Consider the following 26,757-nt stretch of genomic DNA (forward strand, 5'->3'; position numbering starts at 1 on the left):
CATTCTAAGGAAATACGCCTACAGCAAATGGACGGGCACCCACGGGAATGGTAACGATCACCGTGTTGGTCAGGCCATCGATAACGGAAACGGTATTATCATTCTGATTCGTGACATAAATACGATTGGTTAACGGATTGACTCCTGCTCCATTTGGATTATTCCCGACCGGCACGGTGGCAATCACCGTATTGGTTAACCCGGCAATGACAGAAACATTATTAGTGTTGCGGTTTGGTACGTAGATCGCGTTCGTAGATGTATTAACTCCTACTTGGGCCGGAGTCGTCCCGACAGGAACGGTAGCCGTTACCGCATTCGTTGCTCCATCAATGACGGAAACCGTATTACTGGTGAAATTTGATACATAAATACGGTTAGTAACGGGATTGACCCCTACCTGGAATGGATTAACCTGAACTGGAATAGAAGCAATCACCGTGTTGGTTTCGCCATCTATTACAGAAACGGTATCAGAATTGAAATTGGCTACATAAATCAGGTTAGTTACTGGATTGGCGCCTACTCCTGTTGCTAAATTGAGACCCGGAATAATAATGGTTGCAATGACAGTGCTGGTCAATCCGCTAATCACGGTAACATCTTCCGTTGCGTCCAATGAATTAAAATTGGCCGTATAAATGGCATTGGTCGCAGTATTGACTGCTGCGGCCCCTGCTTCATCCCCTACTGGAACGGTAGTAATCACGGTGTTGGATAATCCATCAATGACGGTAACAGTATCGCTCACCCTACTTGCAACATAAACCCGCCCGGTTAATGGATTGACGTCAACTCCCGCTGGATTAATGCCAACTGAAATAGTAGCGATCACTGTATTAGATTGACCATCTATCACGGAAACATCGTTACTATTGAAGTTGGCTATATAGATGCGATTGACTGATAACAAACCGGAAGGCCCTGTTGCTCCAGTAGGTCCATCCGGCCCAGTCGCTCCTTGCGGTCCTGCCGGACCCTGTGGTCCAGCTAACCCTGCAGTTCCCTGTGGGCCATTCAGACCGGCTGATCCCTGTGGCCCAATCGGACCCTGCGGTCCAATTGCTCCCTCTGACCCCGGCGGGCCGATCGGCCCTTGCCGCCCCACCGAACCCAATCTTCCTTTACATAGTACTCGTTTACGTTTTCTGTTTGAGGTCTCGCCTTTTTTAAAGTCCTTTTTTCTCTTCTTGGCGCGAATGACTGCAGTTTTCCCTCTGCAGCCCTGTTTTCGACGGATCTTGCAAGAAGCCAAATCGCACACCTCCAGGATAGATGTGCTGTATACTATGTCACTGGTTTATTTGCGGGATGGGCTGTTGATAGGCTTTAATCTATTTTGTTGAAAAATGGGTTGAAAACTCGGATGGAATACTAGATCAATCTCCCATATACAAAGACCTATTTTCAGTAAAAAATAGATAGTTGTTTAGCTGTGTGAGACAAATGTCCATGCCTTTAATAGATAAATGGAGTAGTATACAACAAACTATGTGGAGGTGTTCGAATTGGGTTGTCCTCAACTTAAACGAAAAAAGGGCTGCAAAAAGAAAACAGTTATTGTTCGCCCTGCTAAGAAAAAAAACCGTTTGAAGAAAAATTGTTGCTGCAAGAAAATTGTTGTCAGAGAACAAGTTGTACAGGTGAATATTCCTTCAGGGGCTTTAGGTGCTGCCGGTGCTGTTGGCACAGCAGGAACTGTCGGTACTGCCGGAAGTGTCGGTGCTGCAGGAACTGTCGGTTCTGTAGGTACAGCAGGAACTGTCGGTTCTGTAGGTACAGCGGGTAATGTAGGTACTGCAGGTGCCGTGGGTGCCGCAGGTGCCGTTGGACCAACAGGACCAGCTGGAGGAGTATTAGGCTTTGCAGATTTTTTTGCATTGATGCCTCCCGATAATGCAGCGACAGTTGCACCTGGCACAGACGTAAGTTTTCCTCAAAATGGACCTATTAGCGGGACAGCTATTACCCGAGCGAGTGGCAGTACATTTAATCTGTCTGCCATTGGCACTTATCAGGTCTTGTTTGAAGTAAGTGTGACTGAGGCAGGCCAACTGATTTTAACTCTTGATGGCGCTGACCTGGCCTATACGGTGGTCGGGCGAGCCACAGGTGCTTCTCAGATCGTAGGAATGGCTCTTGTGCAAACGACAGTCATCAATTCAATACTCACTGTACGAAATCCTGCAGGCAATGCCTCGGCACTAACCATTACACCTGTCGCCGGAGGAACAAGGCCTGTTTCAGCACATCTTATTATCACGCGAATTGCTTAGAGAGGCTCTAATGTAATGTAAACCATCGTGTTTGCCTTTTGCACGAACGGTGCCCGTTCATATATGGAGGTCAGCCAGTTTTCGGGTTGACCTCTTTTGTAAATAAGAGCAAGAAGAACATCTTCAACAGTTACAATAAATATTTTAATTCGGATATAATTGCATCTATTGATGAATATTTTGGCTGGTAGCCAATAATATCCGATTTTTTGTTAAGTGAATAGTAGTTTGATTTCAAACCTGTGACTGATGTTATTACCGTTTCATTTTCGATATTAACCCTTAATCCATAGTTTTTTTTGAAAAATTCAAGCATCTGGAACTTACTTATTGGTTCTAAACTAAACACATCAAAAACATCATTAATACTCCGAATATAAATGCATCTTTCAATGAATTGAATTAAATCTTCGGGATGCATGTAGTCTCTTACCATGTTATTACTACCTGTAATAAACTCTTTATTTAGTTTTAGACTATTAACAATATCACTTAGAAAATAAGGCATTTTCAAATCAATATATCTGCTAAAAAAACCAAATACTCTTAAATCTACGATATTGAATTTAGAAAATGACCGATGCTTTGCTTCCGTATTAATTTTTGATATTGTATAGTAATCCGTTGAAGAAATGTTATTGATATTGATAGCTGCCGTTTTATTTTGATCTGCTGGTGTATTGAAATTGGAACCATATGCAATGCCACTGCTAAAATTGATATACAATGTTTTGGGGCTATTCTCTATATACTTTAATGCTAAATTATCGAATTCCTCAGTCAATTTAAAAATGCCTCCACCCACTTTTTTCAATTTTGCAGGATCGCCAATTCCCACACAATTAATGATTGCGTCGTAGCTCAGTTCCATAAATGAATCAAAAGAATGGATAATTATACTAATTCTGGTAGCGATCTCAGCTTTAATGAATGAATTTAACAGTTCCTGATTCCTAGCGAAAAGAAATAAGTCGTAATTCGCATTTTTGGATAAACCAACTATGATGTTTTTTGCAATATGTCCTGTTGCCCCTAAAATGGCAATTTTAATTTTATCCATAGGTTCTCCTTTAACAAACAATATCTTATCTTAATTGTGAAAGACTCACAGCTACTTCTAAAATGATATCTTCTTGGCCAGCGACTACTTTTCTTTTGCCCAATTCAAAATAAATATCTTTAGGATCCAGATTGTATTGCTTTGCTATTCTCTCTACGGGTTTTGCAAATCCCGAAAAAACCCCCGCCATTCCGCTAACAATGCTTGACGAACTAATAGATGGAATTTTAATAAAGTTTTCCTCTGCAACATCAGAAGCATCCAATAGTTTGTATAAGTCAATTCCAGTTTCATAACCCATTTGTTGCAATACGGCAATTAAAACTTCTAACTGCGCATTTCCTGCCCCTGCTCCGAACCCTTTCATCGTACCGTCTAATATCGATGCGCCTTCTTCGATTGCGGTAACGGAATTTGCTATTGCCATTCCCAAATTATTATGAGCATGAAATCCGACAGGAATATCTAAACTGTTTACTAATGCTTTAATTTTCTCTTTTACATTCTCAGGCAAATAGGCCCCTGCAGAATCCATTATGATAATTCCCTGGGCTCCATAGCTCAACATTTTCTTCGCTTCATCAATTAATATTGAAGCTGGTGCCATATGCGACATCATTAGAACGCCGTAGACTTCTCTATCTCTTTTACGACAGTACTCTATATGCCTCTTCGTAACATCTGCTTCTGTACAATGTGATGCAACTCGTATGACATCTACTCCAATATCTATAGCACTATTTAAATCTCTGTTAATAGTGGCAAAGCCAGGGATTACATGAATGCCTAACTTCGTTTTTTTCAAATTTACTCTGCAGATTTCTAACATTTGTTTATCGGAAACCAAACTCTCGCCTAATTGTAATGACGAAGCTCCAAGTCCGTTACCATGCCCGACTTCTACGATTGGAATAGACGCTTCTTCTGCCATCTTCGTATATGCGCTAATTTGCTCTATTGTTAATCGATGATGAATCGCATGGGATCCATCTCTTAAGGTGGGGTCGCTTATTAAAATATGCCTCATACCTTATACACCCGCATTAACGATTTTTTAGCGTATTCTTCTGCGATGGCAATAGCAGCGCAATTGATAATATCTAAATTACCGGCATAAGTAGGTAAATGATCACCTAAGCCCTGTACTTTTATCATGACGACGACTCTACCGTTTTCAATTGTAGGGGGAACAATCAATTGATATCCGGGTACAATTCTTTGGATGGAGGTTATAATTTCGTTCACCGATGCCAACAAAGCTTCCATATCGGGATTATCGACTAACGCGAATAGGGTTGTTTGCATATCTATACACGGATTTGCCGGATTTAAAATGAGTATCGTCTTTGCTCTATGACAACCTGAGAAACGCATGATAGCCTCTTCTGTAGTCTCAATATATTCATCAAGGTTTATTCTTGTTGCGGGTCCAGCACTTTTGGAAGAGATACTCGATACCACTTCAATATAATCTACTACCTTTTGTGACTTACCGATTGCATATGCAATTGGTAAAGATACTTGTCCGCCACATGTAATCATATTCACATTGTCTAAATCTAAACACGCTTGCAAATTTATTGCTGGTACACACATCTCTCCAAGATTGGACGGAGTCATATCTATTGTGAATTTCCCCAATCTCTTCAGTATTGGAGCATGATCCAAATGATTTAATGCCGAAGTCGCGTCGACGACAATATCGCATAAGGAAGGATTCATAATAATGGAATTGATGCCTTCATCATATATGGGTATCCCTAAACTTTTTGCTTTTAGCATTCCTGGAGAATTCGCATTTCTCCCTATAAACATTGTGCATTCAAGATAGGGGGATCTCATTATTTTTATAAGCAAATCTGTGCCTATATTGCCACTTCCGAGTATGGCCACTTTTAATTTATTCATATTTATCTCTCCAATAATTCGGATATAAATATAATCCCCAAAAAAACGCAAGGTGCATTTCGGGAGAAATAAAAAACATTAAGAAACAGAATTTGAATGATATTCCTCTCTAGATATAAAAGGAAACATATCATCGTAAGGCATTGAAATCATTGTTCCGTCCTCTAATTTTTTAGATGAAACTCTTGGTATTAATAATTGATCGGGTGGTGTAATTACCTCACAAATCAATGATCCCTTATAAGCAAATAGTTCATCTAATTTCAAGTCCAATTCATCGAGGTTAGATATTTTCATATAACCCAGTCCAAATGTATCAGCTACCTTGTCAAATGGCGCAAAACTAACACCGGTTGAAGGGCTCTCCCCAATAAGTCTTCCATCCATAAAATTATTTTGAGTATGCCGCATCAACAAATAGCCATTATTACTGAATAAAACAAACTTGATCGGCAGCTTGTAATGATTTATGGTTTGTAACTCTTGAAGATTCATCTGGAAAGAACCATCTCCAGTTATGCAATAAACTTCTTGATGTTTCAAAGCTACCGATACACCTACTGCCCCAGGAGAATACCCCATAGTCGATAATCCACCAGTTATTATGTGTCTTTGCCCAAATTTGACCTTGAAAGCTTGAGCATGAACATGGAAGCATGAACCTGTATCGACTAAAAACACATGATTAGACGATGCTTTTTCTGAGAATTTGGAAATAAAACGATATGAGTTAATGCCCTTGCTATCATCGTCATACTCAGCAAGGTCAACTGGATAATTATTTTTCCATTTTTGTGTTTGGTCTATCCATGTTATTCTGCCTGCCACAAAATCAGGTAATGCCTCCGATATTTTCTCGAAAAATTCACCAGCATCTCCATGAATGGATAAATCAGCAGAAACCGAAGGTTTATTTATTTCTTTCTCATCAATATCAACATAAATTTTATAGGCTTTTCTCGCAAAATCTTGAAAATCATAACCTACCAAGCCTATGCCAAGCCTACAACCAACCGTTATAAGCAGATCACAATTTTGTATCGTAAAATTAGCCGCACGGTCCCCATATGTGCCTGGTCTTCCAACAAACAAAGAATGGTTATGGTCTATTAAATCCATACCTAATCTCGAGGTTAATACAGGAATTTTTGCTTTTTGGACAAAATCATGAAACTTGTCAATGGCATTTGATAATCTCACACCTGCACCAACCAATATACATGGTCTTTCACTCGATAATATTGCTTCCTTGACTTGTTTAAGTTGTTGTTCTGTAATATGTGTCGTTATACTCAGCTCTGGGGTATACCCTTCAAATTCATCAGGATCAAATAAAGCCCCCTGAATGTCCACTGGAACTTCAAGATATACAGGTCCAACCCTATTAGACTTGGCCAATTGTATACATTTCTCAACTTCATTTTTCACTTTCGAAATATCATCAAGCATAACGGCATATTTCGTTATATAAGAGAACATAGGCAGAGAGTCAAATCCTTGCAATGGAAATTGTCGTGGGCCCTTGATTTTAGCTAGTGAGACCTTCGAATTTCCTGCCACAATAATCATGGGGGATGAGTCAATATAAGCACCAGCAACTCCGGTTATTGAGTTTAAAGCACCAGGACCCGCAGTAACATAAGCGACTCCTAGTCGATTTGTAAATCTTCCGTATGCTTCTGCCGCCATTGCCGCTGCTTGCTCATGATGACAGGAAATATATGTCTGATCTTTGTGTTGATAAAGAGCATCCGTTAGATGCATGATCATTCCACCAGTCACAAGAAAAACTTGTTCTCCACCAGCTTCGTATAATGCATTCGTAATAAAATCAGCAACTCGCATCCTCATAATGCCCATGCCCCTCCTTAACTTAAGTTTTTTTATATTCATTAATTTGTCTCAAAGTTACAGCATGTGCCTCAATCGGTTTTCAACAATTATATTAGTCCACTCAATAATTTCATAGAAGAAGCGCAGCCCTAAAGCCAAGCAGCTGTTTTACCAGTTCGGGTAATCTCATGATTTCACCCCGTACCTGCAGCGCTTTGTCCTAATTATCTTATTAAGGAAGCAACTCAGATATGATTCTATAATGGGAATCAATAAATATTTCGTGTTTTTATCTCATCCGAGTACAAAAGGAACACGATATCATTTGTTTTAGTGAAAAATTTGAAAAAACGAAGATAACAAAAGCAGGTCAATTATGGTGACATCTGCCATAATGAACCTGCTCTTCCTCAATGTGATTTTCAATTGATCAGCGTTGTTGTAAGCAAGTTTTGGGAGTAATTGTACATTAACAAATTGGTTTAAGAAAGTTTTTCAATGTGAATTGTGGCAGTTGTTCCAGCGGCGGAAGGGGTTATAACAAGATCTGTTACTACGACTTGTAGGCTCCCGGTGACTATAACTTGGAATAATGCGGTTCCTACAATTGGTAATCCGCCTAGACCTAATACAAATAAATTATTACTAGGATCAGGGACTGCAGTACCACTAAACGTTATATTTAAAGTACCCAAATCGCTTGGAACTGCTGTATTAACTATAAATGTTACTCTATAGAAACCTGTTTGGTTAATGCTGAAAGTAGTCGAGTTTAACTGTGTGATAGCCGTGCCGAATTGAGCGCCGGCCGTATCAAATGCAACTGGAGAACCCACTCCAATAGTTTCAGTAGAACTCGATGTAGCACTGAGGGCTGCAGCTAACCCGACGCCGGTTGGGCCTGTTGCACCCGTTGGTCCTGTCGCTCCTGTTTCTCCAGTTGTCCCTGTTGGGCCGGTTGGGCCTGTGGCTCCTGTTGCGCCGTTAGCTCCTGTTGGGCCGGTCGGACCGGTTGGGCCTGTGGCTCCTGTTGCTCCCGTAGCTCCTGTTGGTCCGGTCGGACCTGTTGGTCCTGTGGCTCCTGTTGGTCCCGTTGGTCCTGTGGCTCCTGTTGGTCCCGTTGGTCCGGTTGGTCCTGTGGAACCTGTAGGTCCTGTAGCTCCTGTTGGACCAGTTGGTCCTGTGGGTCCTGTAGCTCCCGTTGGGCCGGTAGCTCCTGTTGCGCCCGTAGCTCCGGTTGGTCCGGTTGGGCCGGTTGGACCTGTAGCTCCTGTTGCTCCAGTGGCTCCTGTTGGTCCCGTTGAACCTGTAACTCCTGTTGGGCCGGTCGGACCGGTTGGTCCTGTGGCTCCTGTTGCGCCCGTAGCTCCTGTTGGTCCGGTTGGACCGGTTGGTCCGGTTGAGCCAGTGGCTCCTGTTGGGCCGGTTGGACCTGTAGCTCCTGTTGCTCCAGTGGCTCCCGTTGGTCCGGTTGGGCCGGTTGGGCCGGTGGGACCTGTTGGTCCTGTTGCTCCAGTGGCTCCCGTTGGTCCCGTTGGACCGGTTGGGCCTGTTGGTCCCGTTGGACCTGTAGCTCCTGTTGCTCCAGTGGCTCCTGTTGGTCCGGTTGGGCCGGTTGGACCGGTTGGTCCCGTTGGACCTGTAGCTCCTGTTGCTCCAGTGGCTCCAGTGGCTCCTGTTGGTCCGGTTGGGCCGGTTGGTCCGGTGGGACCTGTGGCTCCTGTTGCGCCCGTAGCTCCGGTTGGTCCCGTTGGTCCGGTTGGACCTGTTGCTCCAGTGGCTCCTGTTGGTCCCGTTGGTCCCGTTGGTCCCGTTGGTCCCGTTGGACCGGTTGGACCTGTAGCTCCTGTTGCTCCAGTGGCTCCGGTTGGTCCCGTTGGGCCGGTTGGGCCGGTTGGTCCGGTGGGACCTGTGGCTCCTGTTGCGCCCGTAGCTCCGGTTGGGCCGGTTGGACCTGTGGAACCTGTAGCTCCCGTTGGGCCGGTAGCTCCTGTTGGGCCAGTGGCTCCGGTTGGGCCGGTAACTCCTGTTGGTCCGGTCGGACCGGTTGGTCCTGTGGCTCCAGTCGCTCCAGTCGCTCCCGTTGGGCCGGTTGGACCTGTTGGTCCTGTAGCTCCTGTGGCTCCTGTTGGGCCGGTTGCTCCGGTTGGACCGGTTGGTCCTGTTGCGCCGGTGGCTCCCGTGGAACCTGTAGCTCCTGTTGGTCCGGTTGGTCCTGTAGCTCCTGTTGCGCCGGTAGCTCCAGCCGTAGCTCCTGTCGGACCAGTAACTCCTGTTGCGCCAGTTGCTCCTGTTGGACCCGTTGCTCCTGTTGCGCCGGTAACTCCCGTTGGACCGGTAACTCCTGTTGCGCCAGTGGCTCCTGTTGGTCCGGTAACTCCTGTCGGACCGGTAACTCCTGTCGGACCGGTAACTCCTGTTGGACCAGTGACTCCTGTTGGACCGGTAGCTCCTGTTGCACCAGTGACTCCCGTCGGACCGGTAACTCCTGTTGCACCAGTGACTCCCGTCGGACCGGTAACTCCTGTTGGGCCAGTTGCTCCCGTCGGACCGGTAACTCCTGTTGGGCCAGTTGCTCCCGTCGGACCGGTAACTCCCGTTGCACCATTGACTCCCGTCGGACCGGTAACTCCCGTTGCACCATTGACTCCCGTCGGACCGGTAACTCCTGTTACTCCAGTGGCGCCTGTTGGACCGGTAACTCCTGTTGTACCAGTGCTTCCTGTTGGACCGGTAACTCCTGTTGCACCAGTGCTTCCTGTTGGACCGGTAACTCCTGTTGGGCCAGTGGCTCCTGTTGGACCGGTAACTCCTGTTGGGCCAGTGGCTCCTGTTGCTCCAACTGCACCAGCTGCTCCGACTGCTCCTGTTGCTCCTGTTGCTCCAACTGCACCAGCTGCTCCGACTGCTCCTGTTGCTCCAACTGCACCAGCTGCTCCGACTGCTCCCGTTGCTCCTGTTGCTCCTGTTGCTCCAACTGCACCAGCTGCTCCGACTGCTCCTGTGGCTCCTGTTGCTCCTGTTGGACCCGTAGCTCCTCCTGTGGCTCCTGCTGCTCCTGTTGCTCCCGTCGGGCCGGTTGCGCCGGTTGCGCCGGTTGCGCCGGTTGCTCCACTTGTAACCCCTGTTAGACCCGTAACTCCTCCTGTTGCCCCTGTTGCCCCTGTTGCCCCTGTTGCCCCTGTTGCCCCTGTTGCTCCTGTTGCCCCTGTTGCCCCTGTTGCCCCTGTTGCTCCTGTTGCTCCGGTTGGATCCGTTACGTAGGCAGTTCCCTTTGGACCCGTGGCTCCTGTTGCTCCTGTTGCTCCCATCGAACCTTGTTCGCCTATAGTTCCCTGTTCACCTTTTGGACCTCTCTTATAACTTTCTTTCCAGACACTATTCTTTTTCTTTTTGCATTTACAATGTACTTCATGGCACTCAATGCAATATATACTTGTTTTCTTCTTTTTTTTCTGCTTATGAGAACCCGCAGGTTTTCTTGTGACCGATTTCTTTTTTTTCTGATGTTTGGATTTTGGACGTTTCGGTATTTTGGTTTTATTTGTTTTTCGATTTTTTTTAGATTTCTTTTCTAAGAAAACAGTCACCGCCTGTCACCTCCATACAAATAAAGTATGAGGATAAACGTTGACTGGGATAGACGGATTACTCATAGAAAAAAGAAATATTTGGTTAAAAAAAGCACGGGCTGCTTTTATTCCCAGCCGAATGCTTCGGCTATTCAAAGGGGACCGACCGTAGCTCCATAAAATACGCCATTTGGACGAAGGTATGTTTAACAAACTCAAACATTATCGTCAATTGGCCACTCGCTTCGATAAGGCGGCATGCTTCCATGTGAAACCTTATCCCTCTCTTGTTATTCCGGCTTTTCCTCCATGTTAACTCCAAACATGTTTTGAAAATAATTTCTATTGTAAAGCATGCTTGGATGATTAGGATAATACGACAATGCTTTCTCATTATGCGCATTAGCTTTATCGAACTGTCCTAAACGATCGTAACAAAGACACAACTGCAAGTGCGGTAACCAAGTCGAATGAAAAGGATTAACCAATGACATGTTATTCTTGTCGTACTCCTGATCCAAAGCTGCTGTAAACCAAAATATCGCGGTTTCGTATTGCTTTTCTTCAAGAAAATATCCACCCAGAGCACAGCAAAATTCTGCCCTCGGTCTATCATAGACGAGTGTCCTGCACATCGATTCGACCTGTTTCTCCTTCTGGCCCAGTCGTCCAAAGCAATCGCCTATCCTCATGCATGCTTGTATATTATCTTCAATCCATCCTTGTTTACCGTTCAAAAACTTTTCGTAATACAGAATAGCCTTTCTATATTGAGAATGATCGCGGAGCTCATTGGCAAAATAGTATAAATCCCTTGGCGTGAATTGCTCACCAGCCTGCTCTCTTTTTAAATAAATTTGCAGATTACGGTCTGTATAATCTTTATTTTTACTATGTGTGATGCCCACATCGCTGTTCTGTATATTGCCCCAGACAGCTAGATATTCATGAACCGGGCCAATCCATTGAAAATTGCGGTCCCTGCGAACTAACCGGTTCCTTCGCTGGCTGGCAGACACATTCCCTGACGCGTCGAAAGCGAGGTAATAATTCATAGTCACACTATCGACATCCAAGGCAAGTTTTTTTTTCAGTTTTATGAACAGTTGCTGATCTTTCTCCAGAATACGATCATCAGCATCCAGCCAAAGTATATATTTTTTGGTTGCCTGACTAAAGGCATAGTTTCGAGCTGCCGAGAAATCATCAATCCATTCGAAATCAAAAATTCGGTCTGTGAATTGTGAGGCAATTTCCTTCGTGCGGTCGGTTGATCCTGTATCCACAATCACAATTTCATCTGCAATTCCCTTGACGGATGATAAACAATTAGCCAGTCCATCCTCTTCATTGCGAACAATCATACACAGACTAATGGTAATCATCGTCCAGACTCCCTCTCCCTCTCCCTCTCCCTCTCCCAATTCGTCCGGCATCTGAAACCCTGCTGCCCTTCTGAACAGGTAACGATACTTCGGTTCATCGGTGGTCTCTAAATTCCCAGCTTTCGGTATATTCACACGATCTTTTGTCAGGGAAACTCTATCCTCAGTGCCATCCAACGAAAATTTCAGACTGGCCAACTTTCTAATGATCTCCACATTAAAAACTTCATCTTGCTGCAGCCAAGCGACATACTCTTGCGTTGCTTTATTAAAGGCATACCGGCAGGGACCTTCGGGATCATCCGATCCCGTATAACTGAATACATGAGGGGTATAGTTTTTGGCGATCTCAATCGTCTGATCGTTGGAGCCCAGATCAACAATAATGATTTCCTCTGCATCATTCAGAATGGAAACCAATGATTGCTCTAACGTTTGCTCGGCATTTTTTACAACCATGCAGAAACTAACCATACGCACCGGTTTATAAATCAGCTGATGGATATCATAGCCCCACTTTTCCGAAGCTTCCTGACGATTTTGTTCCAATAGCATAGCGAGATTGAAACCTTCTAGATTATGCATAGTCGCATGACCGAAATGGTGGATAAAAGAGTCATTGACTACCCGCAGCAAGTATCCGCCTTGCAACGCGCGTAAACATAGATCGTCATCTTCATAGTTCCCTAGATCAAACCGTTCATCAAAGCCGCCTATCTCGTCCAGCAGGCTTCGTTTCGCTAATAGACAGAAACCAACCAAACGGCGCACTTCGGTAAAACAGCCTGCATTCTCTTGGCAATGACTTCTTGAGAATTGTTCAAGTCCACTCAAATCGCTATAAGTAACCGGAATGCATTGATGTCCGCTTGAGTAGTTTGTAACGGGACCAACCAACCCGACTCTTTCGTTTTCATACAACACATGCAGCATATTTTCTAACCAGTGCATCGTAACAATCGTGTCGTTATTTAAAAAGAGGATATTTTCCCCTGTTGCCAGCTCCATTCCTTGGTTGCAGCCTTTGGCAAAACCAAGATTCTCTTTGTTCTCATGAACGATAACATCAGATTGCCTTCTTAGGTAAGCAACCGTGTCGTCCGTGGATCCGTTATCAACAACGATAAGTTCATAATCGTTCGTATGCTGTCTAATGCTTTGCAAACACATTTCAGTTAACGGCAGTTGATTATGCGTCAAAATCACAATGCTTGTTGTCATTTGTTCACCTCTATAAAAAATGCCTTGCCACTTTCATGTATTTCACGTCACGTTAAACTGTCACTTGGTTCTGGAAGAGGCTCAATCAGCATCTCAGCCGTTAATTGTTCACGCGTTAGAAAGGGGGACATATCTTCAATAGGTCGATTAACAGCAAGCTTGGGATTCACATTTGTCTGAACTTCCAAATTGATCTCCACAAGAAAGCAGCCCTTTGCTTGCAAAGCCATGTCTATCTTGGCTATTGCTTCTTCATTGGTCTCAACTTTTAAAGCAGGTATGCCAAAAGCAGCCGCTACTTTCACTAAATCAGGGCAACCATAACCTTGAACCGTAGATTGCTGACGACCTTCGAAATATATATCCTGGAATTGTCTCACCATGCCCAAATTATGATTATTCATGACGAAAATCTTGATGGGAAGCTCCAGGTGGGCAATCGTATGAAGCTCCTGTATATTGACCTGTATACCGCCATCGCCTGCAATCACAATGACCTGCTGGCCCGGGGCCATCATAACGGCTCCGATTGCGGCCGGAAGAGCGAATCCCATGGCTCCCATGCCGCCGGCATTCAGGAGTCGTTGACCTTCACGCAAACGAAAGGATTGGCTGGCCCACATTTGATGCTGGCCGACGTCAAGCACAATAATGTCGCCTTCGCTGCTGCGTGAGGATAACAATTCCATAAAACGGTTAGGATCGATATGCTCCGTTTTGGCTGAAGTTCCTCCACTCGGGTATTTACCCTTATAACGTAATATGACTTCCTGCCATGGCACATAGTCCGGGAGAACACGTCCGGACAAGGCCTTATTGATGTCATTCAGGAATTGCCGGACATCGATTTGAATCGTTAAATCTGCACGTACTTTCCCGAGACGTTCAACGTCTTCAACATCCACATGAACCTTCTTGGCGGCTCTGGCAAAGGTATCAGGCCGAGTCCCTGTTTGACGGGTATCCAGTCGTGATCCCAGGATTAGTAAAAAATCGCAGTTGGCTAACGCCAGGTTACTGTAACGATTTCCGTAGGAGCCGATAAGTCCCGTGCTCATGGGATGGTCAGCTGGCAGCGCATCAAGACCCAATAATGAGCTGACAACCGGTATTCGGCTGCTCTCCACCAACTCGCGGAGTTCTTTGGTCGCATTTGCACCTCGAACGCCGCCTCCAACGAGAATCAATGGGCGTTCCGATTGTTCAAGCAGTCGAATCGTCAGATCGATGTCTTCCGCTTCACACGGCTGAACAAAATTGGCATAACCGCGGAATTCTTCACTGTCAAAGAAGCTTTCCAATGTATCTGGCTCAATTTGTGCACGTTGGATATTCATCGGAATATCCAGCAGCACGGGTCCAGGACGGCCATGCTGAGCAATAAACACGGCTTTTTCCAAATAATAGCGGATTTGTTGAGCGTCCGTAATCATTTCGGTAAACTTGACAATCGGTTTCACAATGCTGACAATGTCGGTTTCCTGAAAACCGATTTGTCGGACGGGTTGGTCAAATTTGTATTCATACGTATTCACCTGTCCCGTAATGAACAGACAAGGAACGGAATCGAAATAGCAGCTTCCAATACCTGTCAGCATGTTAAGCGCCCCGGGTCCACTCGTAGCCATGGCAACTCCAAGCTTACCGTTTATCCGACTATATCCCTCAGCAGCGAAAGCAGCGGCTTGTTCGTGATGGACAGAAATGCAGCTCATATCCTTTCTGTCAACGGTGGAGTCAAGTAAATGAACGATAGCTCCGCCAGTCATTTCGAATATATGAGCAATTCCTTGTTTACTTATGAAATCGATCACATAGTCGGACAACTTCACACGAATCCCCTCCACGGCTATTTGTCCTGCTTAACCCTTGCACTCGTATATGCCTCTAATTGCTTTAAACATACAGCCTTCATATCAGCTTGCTGCTGGTAGGCTTGAAACCATTCCACCGTCTTCACCAGCGCCGTTTTCACGTCCCAAACCGGCTGCCAGCCTAGAGCGCGCCTTGCTTTTGAGCTATCTAAACTGAGATTGGCAGCTTCATGGGGATTGCTCCCTTCTGCCAATTCATAGAATTCATCCTCTCCCCAGATTGTTCCGATCGTCTTGACCAACCACTCCACGCTTTTCACGCTCTCGTCCATAGGCCCAAAATTCCACGCATCCCCGAATTCCGTACCATGCTCGACCAACTTTTGAGCTAACAGCAAATAGCCTTGCAGCGGTTCCAGTACATGCTGCCAAGGGCGGGTAGCAACAGGATTGCGTACTTTTAGCTTGCTTCTTGATAATAAAGCCTGCATGCTGTTAGGAACAATTCGATCTTCCGACCAATCGCCTCCGCCAATTACATTACCAGCTCTTGCTGTGGCAACGCTAAGTCCGTGAGTCGCATAATCCTTACGATTAAAAAAGCTGTTTCGAAAAGATGAAGTGACGAGCTCTGAACATGCTTTACTGTTGGAATACGGGTCAAAACCACCCAGCCTGTCGATTTCACGGTAGCCCCAGGTCCATTCCTTATTCTCATAGCATTTGTCTGTTGTAACATTAATGACCGCTTTAATACCTGCTCCATCCGCGATAGACGTTCTAACCGCATCAAGGAGATTAACAGTTCCAAGAACGTTGACCTCAAAGGTTTCTACAGGATTTTGATAAGAATATCGGACAAATGGCTGAGCGGCCATGTGGAAGATAACTTCGGGTTGTGTATCTTGAATGGTTCTCAGCAAAGAGGTTCGATTTCGAATATCGGCTGTAACAGAGTGCATCGTATTATCAAGTCTGCATAATGTATGCAAATTCGGGGTGCTTGCAGGCTCCAATGCATAACCGGTCACGTCAGCTCCTAATGCCTGAAGCCACAAACTAAGCCAGCTCCCCTTGAACCCCGTATGTCCTGTAATCATCACTTTTTTTTTTGACCAGAAACTGCTACTTGGCATCGTATCTCATCCGTTCCGATTCCAGGAGGCCTTTCCCGTCTTCCACAGATCCTCCAGATAGTTTTTGTCACGCAGGGTATCCATGGGATGCCAAAATCCCGTATGATGGAATGCCATCAACTCACCGGATTTTGCCAGAGACTCCAGCGGTTCCTTTTCCCATACCGTTGTATCCCCTTCAATAAAGTCAAATACATCAGGCTGCAATACAAAAAAACCGCCGTTCACCCATCCACCGTCCCCCTGTGGCTTTTCCTCAAATCCCAGCACCTGACTCTCGCCAGAAATGTGCAGAGCTCCGAACCGTCCGGTTGGCTGCGTCGCGGTCAACGTTGCCATTCTCCCATGTAAATAATGGAATTCAACTAACTTTCCAATATCCAGATCCGAAAGGCCATCACCATAAGTAAGCATAAAGGGTTCATTTCCCACGTATTTCTGGATTCTTTTCAGTCTTCCGCCTGTCATTGTTTCTTGACCTGTATCTACTAAAGTCACTTTCCAAGGGTCCTGGTATCGGTTATGCATAGTAACCTTTTTGATTTCACTCCCAAAATCAAATGTCACATCAGATCCGTATAAATAATAATGCGCGAAATATTCCTTAATCACATTTCCTTTATAACCGAGACAAATAATAAACTCTCTAAAGTCATATTTCGAATAACTGTTCATAATATGCCATAAAATCGGCTTGTCACCAATTTCAATCATTGGTTTCGGTTTTAAATGTGTTTCTTCGCTGATTCTTGTTCCATAACCTCCGGCCAGAATAACTACTTTCATGATGAAGAACTCCTTTTCAAAAGCGTATAAAAAACATCCACAACATGCTGCAGCATTTCCGTGGTAAGTCCTGGATACACGCCAATCCAAAAGGTTTGGTTCATAATCCGGTCTGTGTTCCGCAGCTCACCAACGATTCGGCAGGTAATGTCTTTATAAGCAGGCTGACGGAGTATATTCCCGGCAAATAACAACCGGGTACCAATGCGATGGTTTTCCAATGCTTGAACGAGTTGATTGCGTGATAGAGGCGCATCTTCTCGCAAGGTTATTGGAAACCCAAACCAACTCGGATCGCTTCCTTCGGTGGCCTCCGGTAGAATGAGTACATCTTCCAGTGGCTTTAACGCAGCTTTCAAGAAGGTGAAATTTTGCTTGCGTTTCGCAATGAATGCATCAAGCTTCTTCAATTGCGCGACACCGACGGCCGCTTGCATGTCGGTTACCTTCAAGTTGTAGCCAATATGGCTATACGTATATTTATGATCGTAGCCTTGCGGGAGATCGCCATTCTGCCATTCGAACCTTTTCCCACACGAGTTATCTTTGCCCGGATCGCACCAGCAATCCCTTCCCCAGTCCCGAAACGATTCTACAATTTTTTTCAGTTTTGGGGACGAGGTCAGAACGGCCCCTCCTTCACCCATCGTAATGTGATGCGCCGGGTAGAAACTGACTGTCGCCAGATCCCCGAATGTTCCAACTCGGCTCCCTAGATACATCGTCCCAACAGCATCACACGTATCCTCAATAAGCCACAAGCCATACTGATCGGCAATTCGTTTGACCTCATCGACACGGAAAGAATTACCGAGCGTGTGAGCGATGATAATTGCTTTCGTTTTGCTGCTTATTGCAGCTTCCAAGAGTGTAGTGTCCATATTGTACGTAGGAATATCCATATCTAAAAAGACGGGAACCAGACCATATTGAATTATAGGATTCACTGTTGTAGGAAAACCGGCCGCTACGGTAATAACTTCATCTCCTGGTCGAAGTCTGCGCTCTCCAAGCTGAGCAGAAGTAAGCGCTGCTATAGCCAGCAAATTAGCGCTAGAACCAGAGTTAGTCAGGAGCGCATACCTGCAATTCATGAATTTGGCGAATTCACGCTCAAACTTTAGCGCGTAGCGGTCTGTCGTCAAGTTAAAATCAAGGGACGCATCAACCAAGTGCGTGAGCTCTTCGTGATTGAATACCTTACCACTGACGGGAATATAATCAACACCTGGTCGAAATGTCTTCGGAGACCACTTCTCCTCATGGAATGTGACTGTTAATTCTAAAATTTGTTTTCTTAGATTTTGCTCGGACAAATTCATCGATGTTGAATCCCCCTGCTCCTGCATAGTTGCATGAAAAAATCCCGCAATTTGTGCATAGCGATATGCTCATTTTTTAAATATATGCTGGGGTTTGAAAATGTTTAACCCATTCAGGGCTTATAAAGGCTTATTGAATATATTTATGCCTGCACCCTGAATGAATAGCCATCGATGCACGCCCTCCCTCAGGGTCTCGATTAGGGGTAAATCCTTAAAAGTTCGATCACGAAACGCCTAACATGAATAGGATGCTCTTAAGCTATGGAGATGGAGGCGCTCAATAACGATGTACATTACGCCTGAATTAGCCGCAAGATTTCAGAAGTTCGGGAACCATACGTATATTCAAAGCGGGGGCATCTTCGATCCCCCTGAACGAATAGCAATTGGACATGGCGTATTTATACGCGCACCCTATGCATTAAATATTATAAACGCCGAGAATGAGCTGCCCGCTATCCTTCTTGGCGACGGGTGCCAGACCAATTATGGACTGACGATCAACGCCAAGAATAAAGTAACACTGGAGAGAAACGTACTCATTGGTCCCCATGTTCACATCAGTGATCATGTGGACATGGAAGTGAACCTGACAACAGGAGCTCCGATTCCAAGCATTCCCGAGTCGGCTGATGGAGGGGAAGTTCATATTGGCGAGGGTGCGTGGATCGGTGCAAATGCTATTTTGCTGGGTGCTGTGCGCATAGGCACGGGCAGTGTTGTAAAACCAAACAGTGTAGTTTTAACAGACGTTCCCGATTATTGCGTCGTGGCGGGAATCCCTGCTGCCATAGTTCAACTTTATGAAGTATCTTCCGGTACCTGGATTCCTGTCTCCGGAGAAGAGCATGCGAATGAGCTGCTTACTGCTCGTCGTCGCCATCCTCTGCTTTCTATATGCCTTCCTACATTTAATCGCGCCCCCCATCTCGAACACTGCCTGCAATCCATTTACGAGCAGATTGGAAACAATGAATTGATAGAAGTCATTGTTTCGGACAACGCTTCTACCGACGCAACGGCGGAAATCGCTGCACGCTACGCTTCGCGTTATTCAAATATGAAATATGTGCGCAACGAAGTAAATATCGGTGGAGATCCGAACATATTCCGCGTTATGAATTTGGCGCAGGGTAAATTCGTCAAATTGCAGGGTGACGATGATTTCTATGTGGATGGAACATTGCACCCGTTGCTTCATGTTCTGCACAGTCACAGCGATTGTGGCATCGTTCAGATCTTCGTAAGAAACGGGGATGGAAGAATATGGACCGGGGAAGGTATGAGCGCTTACCTGGATGCCACATCCATATACGCAACCTTCATTACCTCCATCATCCTGCGGCGTGAGGATCTTGTGAAAATAAAAGAGCCTGCGTTATTTCTCGACTCTTCATTTAATCAGCTTTACCTTCAATATGCGATTCTGGAAGAAAACCCAAGATTCTGCGTGATGAATAGCTGCATGTTCACATATGCAGGCAACTCTACCGATGGCTATAATTTTGGCGAGATTATTTTCCGCAGCTACCAGTCGATCCTTAGACATTTCCTGGGAAGGGGATTGACGCCTGATGACATTCTTAAAGAGAAGAAACGCACTCTCTATGAATACGCCATTCCGTGGCTCAGACAAATTATCGCGACAAACATGATAGCCGATACGGATCGTTTCGAAGAAATCTATATCGAGCATTATAAAGATGAGCCTTATTATGAAGATGGTTTAAGCATTATTGCTTCTATTCTAAAAAGCACCTGACAAACAGAGAGGAGCACCTGCATGCCGGAATCCATAGATCCGCAAATGGCTTCTGCCTTTTATCGATTTGGCAAGGCGTCAATCCTTGATCTAAGCGGCCAATTCCATCATCCAGAGGAAATATCCATCGGAAGCGGTGTATCGATTCGTGGAGATTATTGGCTAAATATTATTGCAAATGGAACAGGTTCAAAGCCGAAAATCATTATTGGCGATGGCTGTATATGCGAACCGGGACTTACTATATCTGCTTTAAACCGGATTGAGCTTGAACGGGATGTCATTATCGAACCACGAGTATATCTTTCGGATACGGATCATGAATACCGACAAGTTGGAAAACCCGTAACAGCGCAATCGTTGATTGAAACTTCAGGTGAGATATGTATCGGGGAAGGGGTACGCATAGGGGCAGGGTCTGTCATTGTCGGCAGTATCCGTATTGGTCGGGGCAGTATCGTGCTGCCCGGCAGCGTAGTCGAACAAGATGTGCCGGAGCAATGCATCGTAGGTGGCGCACCTGCGCAAATCATACAAATATACGAACCAGTTCTGGATAGATGGGTCGATGTGGGCAAAAAAACAGATGCCTATAATACCATATATAAACCAACCCCGAAACAGATCCCTCCCCTGCTCTCGATATGCATTCCAACTTACAATCGATCGGCCAATTTAGACCGCTGCCTGCACACGATATTAACCCAAATAAAGGCTGGTGCACCAGTGGAAGTGCTTGTTTCGGACAATGCCTCGACAGACGATACACCTGATGTTGTTAGGCGTTATGCAGCTCAGTATCCCTTTTTGAAGTATTCCCGCAATAGCGAGAATACAGGTGCGGACCGCAATATTTACCACGTCATGCATCTGGCTCAAGGATCATTCATCAAGATGCAAGGTGATGACGATTATTGTGTGGAAGGCACACTGATGCCGCTTCTCGATATTGTGAAAAACCATAGTGATTGTGGGATTATCCATATTCATACCTACAACAATGACCGTCGTGTATATACGGCCGAAGGTGCGCAAGCGTTTCTCGCCGCATCGACTATCATGTCCACTTTCATTTCAGGCATGATTTTGCGAAGAGAGGATCTGGAACAAATCGAGCAGCCTGACCTGTTTCTGGATTCCTCCTTTAATCAAATGTATCTTCAATACGCGATATTGATGAAAAACCCTAAATTTTGTGTCGTGAATTGGAGCATGTTTCAATTCGAAGGAAATCAACCGAGTGGTTACAATTTTGGTGAGGTGGTATTTCGCAGCTATCAGTCGATTTTAAGATATTTTATTGGTAAAGGTCTAACGGAAGACAACCTACGCGAGGAAAAAGGGCGGTCTCTCTTCAACTTTATCCTGCCTTGGTATAGAGGCATTGTCACAAATCAGTTTCGAACGGATATAGACCAGTTCGAGGATCTCTTCAGCGAACATTATCAGGACGAACCTTATTATGAGCAAGTTTTAAACGAGATACGCGCCATCACTGCCGCTGCACAAAATCAAACTTAACCTGCCCATTCCCCGACTTCCCTTCCAACTGTTCAAACCAATCATCTTCTACCTCATAATCATGGTTGTTTAGGATGAATCGACAGAAACCAAGTAATGCGGCAATCTAACCACTGGCGAAGCGCATAACATAAAGAAGCCGACCGGGTCCGGTCAGCTCTTGTTTGGCTGCTCGTTACATGGATAGCGCCGTCGGACGGACAATGATTTCGCTCACGCTCGCTTCATCCGGCTGCCCGATTGCGTAGACTATGGCGTCCGCGATCCGGTAAGGCGACATCCCCTTCCCTTTAATTCGGCTGGCAATCGCCTGCGCCTCGGAACTTGTCAGCGTACTTAGCAGTTCCGTGCCACCAACACCAGCTTTGCCCCCTTTTCGGCCAGCAGCTTGGCCGCGGCTTCCCCGATACCGCTTTATAAAGAGATCCCAGGGGACTACAATCGCTAATCTAGCCGCTTCTGTCCCATATGCAACAAACGGACCGGACACTGTTGAATAACCGGGAGAGGGTACCTTCCGATGAACGACGGAGCCGAAGTATACAGGCGCATATAGAATTTTAAACATAGGATTGGACGAGTACGGGTCAATAAGAAGAAGTCCTGTTTGACGCGTTAGTTTTGTTTTACTCGGTATATGGGAGCCCCTAAAGGTGCTGAGCGCGCTCCCCCATCAACGGTAATTTCCGCTCCCTGCACGAATGAGGAATCATCGGAAGCCAGGAACAAGACAGCATCGGCTATTTCCTCCGGATCACCCATACGGTTAAGCGGAATCGTACGCGCTTGCGCAGCTTCCAGTTTCGCGGTTTCTTCAGAGGTCGACTTTTTCCAAATGGGTGTGCGTGTTGCCCCTGGCACCACCGTGTTTATGCGGATGCCCCGCGGCGACAACTCGGATACGAACACTCTTGCCATACTGCTGATGGCTCCTTTGCTCGCCGCGTAGGCGGATCTTTCCGGCGCCCCGTCCGTTGCGCGCGTTGAGCCGGTCAAGATGACCGAAGCCCCTTCCTTCAGATGGGGCAGAGCGGCTTGTACCGTGAAGAAGACGCCGGTCACGTTAACCTTGAGGACTTCCTCGAAAACCGAAAGCGCTGTGCCTCCTAATGGTGTAGAAGATGCAATGCCGGCATTCGCGTAAACGATGTCCAATCCGCCGAAGGCTGCGACTGCTTCGGACACCGCGTTCTCCATGCTTGCCGGATCAGCTGCATCCGCCTGAATCGCAAGGACATTGGAGCCAAGTTCCTCTGCCACCGAGTTTAATGTGGTTTGATTCCGGCCTGTAATCACGACCTTCGCACCTTCTGCGATGAACAATTTGGCGGTTGTCAAACCAATTCCGCTATTGCCTCCTGTAATTAATGCCACTTTGCCATCAAGTTTTCCCATTTTCCTGCTCCTTTGATCCGAATATGCACCCGATTCGCTACCAACTATAATGACTTCAATCTTCCTGAAATATACATCTCACAGGCAAACCCGCGCATTGTGGACAATAAGAAATTACGACGAGTTGTTCCAATGCTGACCGCGGAAAAATGTCGAACTCAATCTGACGTGCTCCCTTCTACCTTTATCAGGAATGGGATCAAGTTCTTGTCATTGGCAATTGACAAGAACTTGATCCCATAAATGACAGGGACTTTGTCCCATAAAACAAAAAAGCCGCGATTTACGCGACTTGTTATGGGGCTTCCACAATCAGAATCGTAGCCTCTTATAAAATGATTATGGATCATATCGGCTTTGAAGGCAATGCTAATGCGATTCCAACCATTTGACCGACCATTGAACAATATGTTAGCGTATAAATGGTTTAAATTTAAAATTCATAAAAGGAGAATATATAATGTCAAAGGTTTTGGATATACTTGGACCGCGTATTCAGCACTTAACGGAGTTATCGGACGATCAGTCCTACTGCCTGATGAAGGGCGAGATTGGACCAGGCGTTATCGTGCCTGTTCATAGTCATGAGGATCGCGAAACTTTCTTTGTTCTCTCTGGGGAACTTGAAGCCTGGACGGGAGACGGCTGGGAGGTATTTCGCGTCGGCGATACTGTTGATATTCCAGGAAACCGGAAGCACGCTTGGCGAAACTACTCGAGCGAAAATACAACCTTGCTGATCGCAACAACGGTGAAAATGGGGAAATTTTTTAATGAAATCGGCCGCTCGGTCGATTCCGTGCCACCGGGTCCTCCAGAGCCGGCAGCTTTGCAGCGTTTTGTTGAAGTAGCCCATTCTTATGGCTATTGGCTCGGAACACCCGACGAGAATGCCACCATCGGTCTTGTGCTGGGTTAAAACCAGCGGTAGCATCTCCTAGCTCTTGACCAGAAGGGGACAATCCATCAGATCGGGGCAACCCTTTTTTTTTACATCATCATTCAAGTTAGGCGCTTGTCAGTCTGGGGCATGCCTCCCCAGTCGCAAGCGCCTTCTTGGCTTTTTACCGGATTCCGCTGAATGGTATGTTCCGAACATGATCACATGAGAGTACAATTGCTACTTGCCGGACTGGATAGGCTGTTTACCGGAGGTAGCGGACGTTCGAAGGATTATTTCTTATAACTAGGAGTAAATTATCGTTTTTATCGAAATTACAGCCAAGAGACTGTCCCCATATCATTAGACATTGAAATAGTCTAAACCCTAAGGCCGTGCAGATGTGCCGTCCGGCCTTCTCGCTAACGTCCATGCGGGCAGCTTGTTCTCGGTCGGATATTTGCTCGCCAGCTCCTCGTTAATGTCGATGCCTAGACCCGGCTTACCGTTCAGGTATGCAAAGCCGTTGCGGACTTCCGGCGTACCCGGGAATACTTCCCGGATAATATCGGAGGGGTCATACCATTCCTGAATGCCGAAGTTCAGCGAGCTCATATCCAGATGCAGGTTAGCGGCATGGCCGACAGGCGAGACGTCGCCGGGACCGTGCCAAGCGGTGCGCACGCCGAACGATTCGGACAACACGGCCAGCTTGCGCGCAGGCGTAATGCCCCCGATCGCGCTGATGTGGCAGCGAATAAAGTCAATCAATTGATTTTTAATCAATGGAATCCATTCCTGTGGGTGAACGAATAATTCTCCCATCGCAATCGGAGTAGAGGATTGATTACGAATGGCACGGAACCAGTCCAAATCCTCAGGAGCGAGTGGGTCTTCCAGGAAAAATAAACGATGCGGCTCCAATTCCTTGGCTAATCGGACGGCTTCGATCGGAGCGATCCGTTCATGAATATCGTGGAGTAGTTCCACGTCAAACCCGATTTTGTAACGGATATGCTCGAACAAAGCAGGCACACTGCGGGCATAAGCATCCGGATCATAATAAGCTCCTGCCATAGCCCCCTCGGGGGTATGCATGGCCCGCTGCTTACCGCCATATCCGCCCCATTGGCAGCGAATATATTTGTAACCCTGCTCTTTAAACCGAATGACGTTCTCTTCAACTTGCTGCAAGCTCGTGCCGTCTGCATGCCGGTAAACCGCGGCTGCCTCTCTGCATTTGCCTCCCAGCAGGTCATACACCGGCATGCCCGCTATTTTCCCCTTAATATCCCAAAGAGCCATGTCGATGCCCGAGATGGCGTTGTTGAGCACGGGACCGTTGCGCCAATATGAGCTAACCATCGCTGTACTCCAAATATCCTCTATGCGGGAGGGATCTTTTCCAATCAGAAACGGTTTCAAATATTCATCAATCGCGGTAGCTACAGCTAAATACCGCTGGGTAAACGTAGCGCAGCCCAATCCGTATAATTCAGGTTCGTTCGTCTCGATCTTCACAACGATCAGATTAATCCCCTCAGGAGCGGTTAGAATCGTTTTGACATCCCGGATTTCCAATTTCCCATACAATCCCATGATTGGATACCATCCTTTTCCAGTTCAATTTTCCCCAGTCTCGGTCCACACTAGGGTATTCGGGAAACATAGGCTAATACCTGTAACTAAATGTTAGTAACTGAACTTTGAACGAATGTGTACTGGCTTTGACTCTCTCAAATGTTATTCTTCTGTGCCCCTATCATTAATTCCTTTATATCATTAGAAATTTATCTTTTCAGTAATCACTTGATATCACCAAATAAAACCCTCGAAAATTGTAGGGCATGGCATTAACCCAGTTTAGGCAATTTACTATTGTTTTTATATCCTGATTCGTGAGCGGTCTTGATTGCGTCTGCCAATTCAGGCGTATAGTTCGCGGTTGTCAGTTTTCCTCGCTCCAGGATCGCTTTAGCGTACTCTTCAGAGTAATAGAGAGCATCATCTGATATATGTACCAAATAGTATTGTCGATCCGGACCAACTTTACGGCTCTTTACTTTTGTATTCAAAATCTTTTTAGACCTGCCTAATTGGGCACCCTCATGGATGTCAATGCCCCAGATCTCCTGGCTGCTATTGTCTAAAACCTCGTAGCCGACTACTACTCTGTTTCCTAAACTATCGGATAATGTAAGTAATTTTAGTAATGTACAATCCGTTTTCGGCTTAAATTTTCCTTTTGTAGTTTTGGTGGATGACTTTCCTGCAGTCACGCTTTTGGAGACTTTTCGCACTTTCGTTTTCTTAACTTCGGAAGAACCTTCTTCATCACTATTCGTTACAGGCCTCTTGCTTGTTAATTTTTCCAAGAGTTCTTGTTCCATTTCCCGCTTTATCTTTTGCATACCCTGCGTCATTTTCAGGGTTAAATCCTGCTCCAATTTCTTTTGCAATTCCAGGGTGCTTTTAGCCCTGGTTTTAATTGTCTTCTTTGTTGTGGTGGCTTTCCGATTCTTGGTTTTCTTGGAAATGCGCTTTGGCTTCGTGAGAGAATAAAGGGTTTCTTTTAACTCCTTGATCAAGGATTTTTTGGCCTTTCGTTTCCTTGCCATATTCATCCTCCTTCTGGCGGACTCCAAAGGAGCCACGCAAATGTGTGCCCGGATTAACTTTCCTCTATTTTCCCCTAGTTAATCGGTACTTTTCAATATATATATTCATTAATGTAATGTATCGCACTATTCTTTGAGAAGCTGGAGAATCAAGGCGCTGCATCGGTGCATCGATTGGCCAACATTATCCTACTTGGAGGGGAAGGTGTTTGGTGTTTTTCCTTCAATAGTCATTTGAACAAGACGATTCAACTGACGGTTGAGC

Annotated in this window: 19 protein-coding genes and 1 pseudogene; 4 read left to right on the top strand and 16 right to left on the bottom strand. The window is 45.7% G+C overall.

All coding sequences use genetic code 11. The features are described 5' to 3' along the window. Window positions 1-4: 4 nt before the first annotated feature. Entirely contained in the window at window positions 5-1,255 is a 1,251-nt protein-coding gene (locus AC0YOA_RS22395; protein WP_475788495.1) for a beta-propeller fold lactonase family protein, read from the bottom strand. Between the two features lie 253 nt (window positions 1,256-1,508). Between AC0YOA_RS22395 and AC0YOA_RS22400 the strand changes: the two genes are divergently transcribed. Continuing rightward, window positions 1,509-2,276: a collagen-like protein gene (locus AC0YOA_RS22400; RefSeq protein WP_475788496.1), complete on the top strand. Its 768-nt coding sequence runs from the start codon at window positions 1,509-1,511 to the stop codon at window positions 2,274-2,276. Window positions 2,277-2,406: 130 nt separating this feature from the next. On the opposite strand, the gene AC0YOA_RS22405 is transcribed toward AC0YOA_RS22400, so the two are convergent. The 11 genes and pseudogenes from AC0YOA_RS22405 to rfbH form a co-directional block, all read right to left on the bottom strand. Beyond that, window positions 2,407-3,336 (bottom strand): NAD-dependent epimerase/dehydratase family protein, encoded by a 930-nt coding sequence (locus AC0YOA_RS22405; protein WP_475788497.1) that lies wholly within the window; start codon window positions 3,334-3,336, stop codon window positions 2,407-2,409. Between the two features lie 25 nt (window positions 3,337-3,361). Next, window positions 3,362-4,363 carry a 4-hydroxy-2-oxovalerate aldolase gene (gene dmpG / locus AC0YOA_RS22410; RefSeq protein WP_475788498.1) on the bottom strand — a complete coding sequence of 334 codons (1,002 nt, stop codon included), beginning with the start codon at window positions 4,361-4,363 and terminating at the stop codon, window positions 3,362-3,364. Then, entirely contained in the window at window positions 4,360-5,244 is an 885-nt protein-coding gene (locus AC0YOA_RS22415) for an acetaldehyde dehydrogenase (acetylating) (protein ID WP_475788499.1), read from the bottom strand. Before AC0YOA_RS22415 ends, dmpG begins: the two co-directional genes overlap by 4 nt. Window positions 5,245-5,322: 78 nt before the next feature. Then, entirely contained in the window at window positions 5,323-7,095 is a 1,773-nt protein-coding gene (locus AC0YOA_RS22420; RefSeq protein WP_475788500.1) for a thiamine pyrophosphate-binding protein, read from the bottom strand. A gap of 464 nt (window positions 7,096-7,559) precedes the next feature. After that, window positions 7,560-10,388 carry an NTTRR-F1 domain gene (locus AC0YOA_RS22425; protein ID WP_475788501.1) on the bottom strand — a complete coding sequence of 943 codons (2,829 nt, stop codon included), beginning with the start codon at window positions 10,386-10,388 and terminating at the stop codon, window positions 7,560-7,562. 551 nt (window positions 10,389-10,939) lie between these two features. Then, window positions 10,940-12,034: a glycosyltransferase gene (locus tag AC0YOA_RS22430; RefSeq protein WP_475788698.1), complete on the bottom strand. Its 1,095-nt coding sequence runs from the start codon at window positions 12,032-12,034 to the stop codon at window positions 10,940-10,942. Between the two features lie 204 nt (window positions 12,035-12,238). Continuing rightward, window positions 12,239-13,255: pseudogene (locus AC0YOA_RS22435) on the bottom strand (glycosyltransferase family 2 protein); the annotation flags it as partial. A 47-nt stretch (window positions 13,256-13,302) separates the two neighbouring features. Beyond that, complete coding sequence (locus AC0YOA_RS22440; protein ID WP_475788502.1) at window positions 13,303-15,087, bottom strand: thiamine pyrophosphate-binding protein; 1,785 nt, start codon at window positions 15,085-15,087, stop codon at window positions 13,303-13,305. Between the two features lie 17 nt (window positions 15,088-15,104). Next, window positions 15,105-16,205, bottom strand: coding sequence for a CDP-glucose 4,6-dehydratase (gene rfbG / locus AC0YOA_RS22445; RefSeq protein WP_475788503.1), 1,101 nt, complete (start codon window positions 16,203-16,205; stop codon window positions 15,105-15,107). 6 nt (window positions 16,206-16,211) lie between these two features. Continuing rightward, entirely contained in the window at window positions 16,212-16,991 is a 780-nt protein-coding gene (gene rfbF / locus AC0YOA_RS22450) for a glucose-1-phosphate cytidylyltransferase (RefSeq protein WP_475788504.1), read from the bottom strand. Then, window positions 16,988-18,313 carry a lipopolysaccharide biosynthesis protein RfbH gene (gene rfbH / locus AC0YOA_RS22455; RefSeq protein ID WP_475788505.1) on the bottom strand — a complete coding sequence of 442 codons (1,326 nt, stop codon included), beginning with the start codon at window positions 18,311-18,313 and terminating at the stop codon, window positions 16,988-16,990. The genes rfbF and rfbH overlap by 4 nt, the downstream gene beginning before the upstream one ends. A gap of 289 nt (window positions 18,314-18,602) precedes the next feature. On the opposite strand from rfbH, the gene AC0YOA_RS22460 reads away from it, so the two are divergent. Together AC0YOA_RS22460 and AC0YOA_RS22465 are read left to right on the top strand one after the other, a co-directional pair. After that, the gene (locus tag AC0YOA_RS22460; RefSeq protein ID WP_475788506.1) at window positions 18,603-20,078 is read left to right on the top strand and encodes a glycosyltransferase; all 1,476 of its coding nucleotides are present in this window, start codon (window positions 18,603-18,605) and stop codon (window positions 20,076-20,078) included. 21 nt (window positions 20,079-20,099) lie between these two features. Next, window positions 20,100-21,599, top strand: coding sequence for a glycosyltransferase (locus AC0YOA_RS22465; RefSeq protein WP_475788507.1), 1,500 nt, complete (start codon window positions 20,100-20,102; stop codon window positions 21,597-21,599). 175 nt (window positions 21,600-21,774) lie between these two features. On the opposite strand, the gene AC0YOA_RS22470 is transcribed toward AC0YOA_RS22465, so the two are convergent. Next, window positions 21,775-22,089, bottom strand: coding sequence for a hypothetical protein (locus tag AC0YOA_RS22470; protein WP_475788508.1), 315 nt, complete (start codon window positions 22,087-22,089; stop codon window positions 21,775-21,777). 125 nt (window positions 22,090-22,214) lie between these two features. Beyond that, the gene (locus tag AC0YOA_RS22475) at window positions 22,215-22,994 is read right to left on the bottom strand and encodes an SDR family NAD(P)-dependent oxidoreductase (protein WP_475788509.1); all 780 of its coding nucleotides are present in this window, start codon (window positions 22,992-22,994) and stop codon (window positions 22,215-22,217) included. A gap of 460 nt (window positions 22,995-23,454) precedes the next feature. On the opposite strand from AC0YOA_RS22475, the gene AC0YOA_RS22480 reads away from it, so the two are divergent. Continuing rightward, complete coding sequence (locus tag AC0YOA_RS22480; protein WP_475788510.1) at window positions 23,455-23,913, top strand: cupin domain-containing protein; 459 nt, start codon at window positions 23,455-23,457, stop codon at window positions 23,911-23,913. Between the two features lie 348 nt (window positions 23,914-24,261). Here the strand turns inward: AC0YOA_RS22480 and AC0YOA_RS22485 are convergent, their stop codons facing one another. Together AC0YOA_RS22485 and AC0YOA_RS22490 are read right to left on the bottom strand one after the other, a co-directional pair. Next, the gene (locus AC0YOA_RS22485) at window positions 24,262-25,473 is read right to left on the bottom strand and encodes an enolase C-terminal domain-like protein (protein ID WP_475788511.1); all 1,212 of its coding nucleotides are present in this window, start codon (window positions 25,471-25,473) and stop codon (window positions 24,262-24,264) included. A 254-nt stretch (window positions 25,474-25,727) separates the two neighbouring features. After that, window positions 25,728-26,492, bottom strand: a complete 765-nt coding sequence (locus AC0YOA_RS22490; RefSeq protein WP_475788512.1) for a hypothetical protein — start codon at window positions 26,490-26,492, stop codon at window positions 25,728-25,730. Window positions 26,493-26,757 lie beyond the last annotated feature (265 nt).

The organism is Paenibacillus sp. JT22N12 (assembly GCF_056269365.1).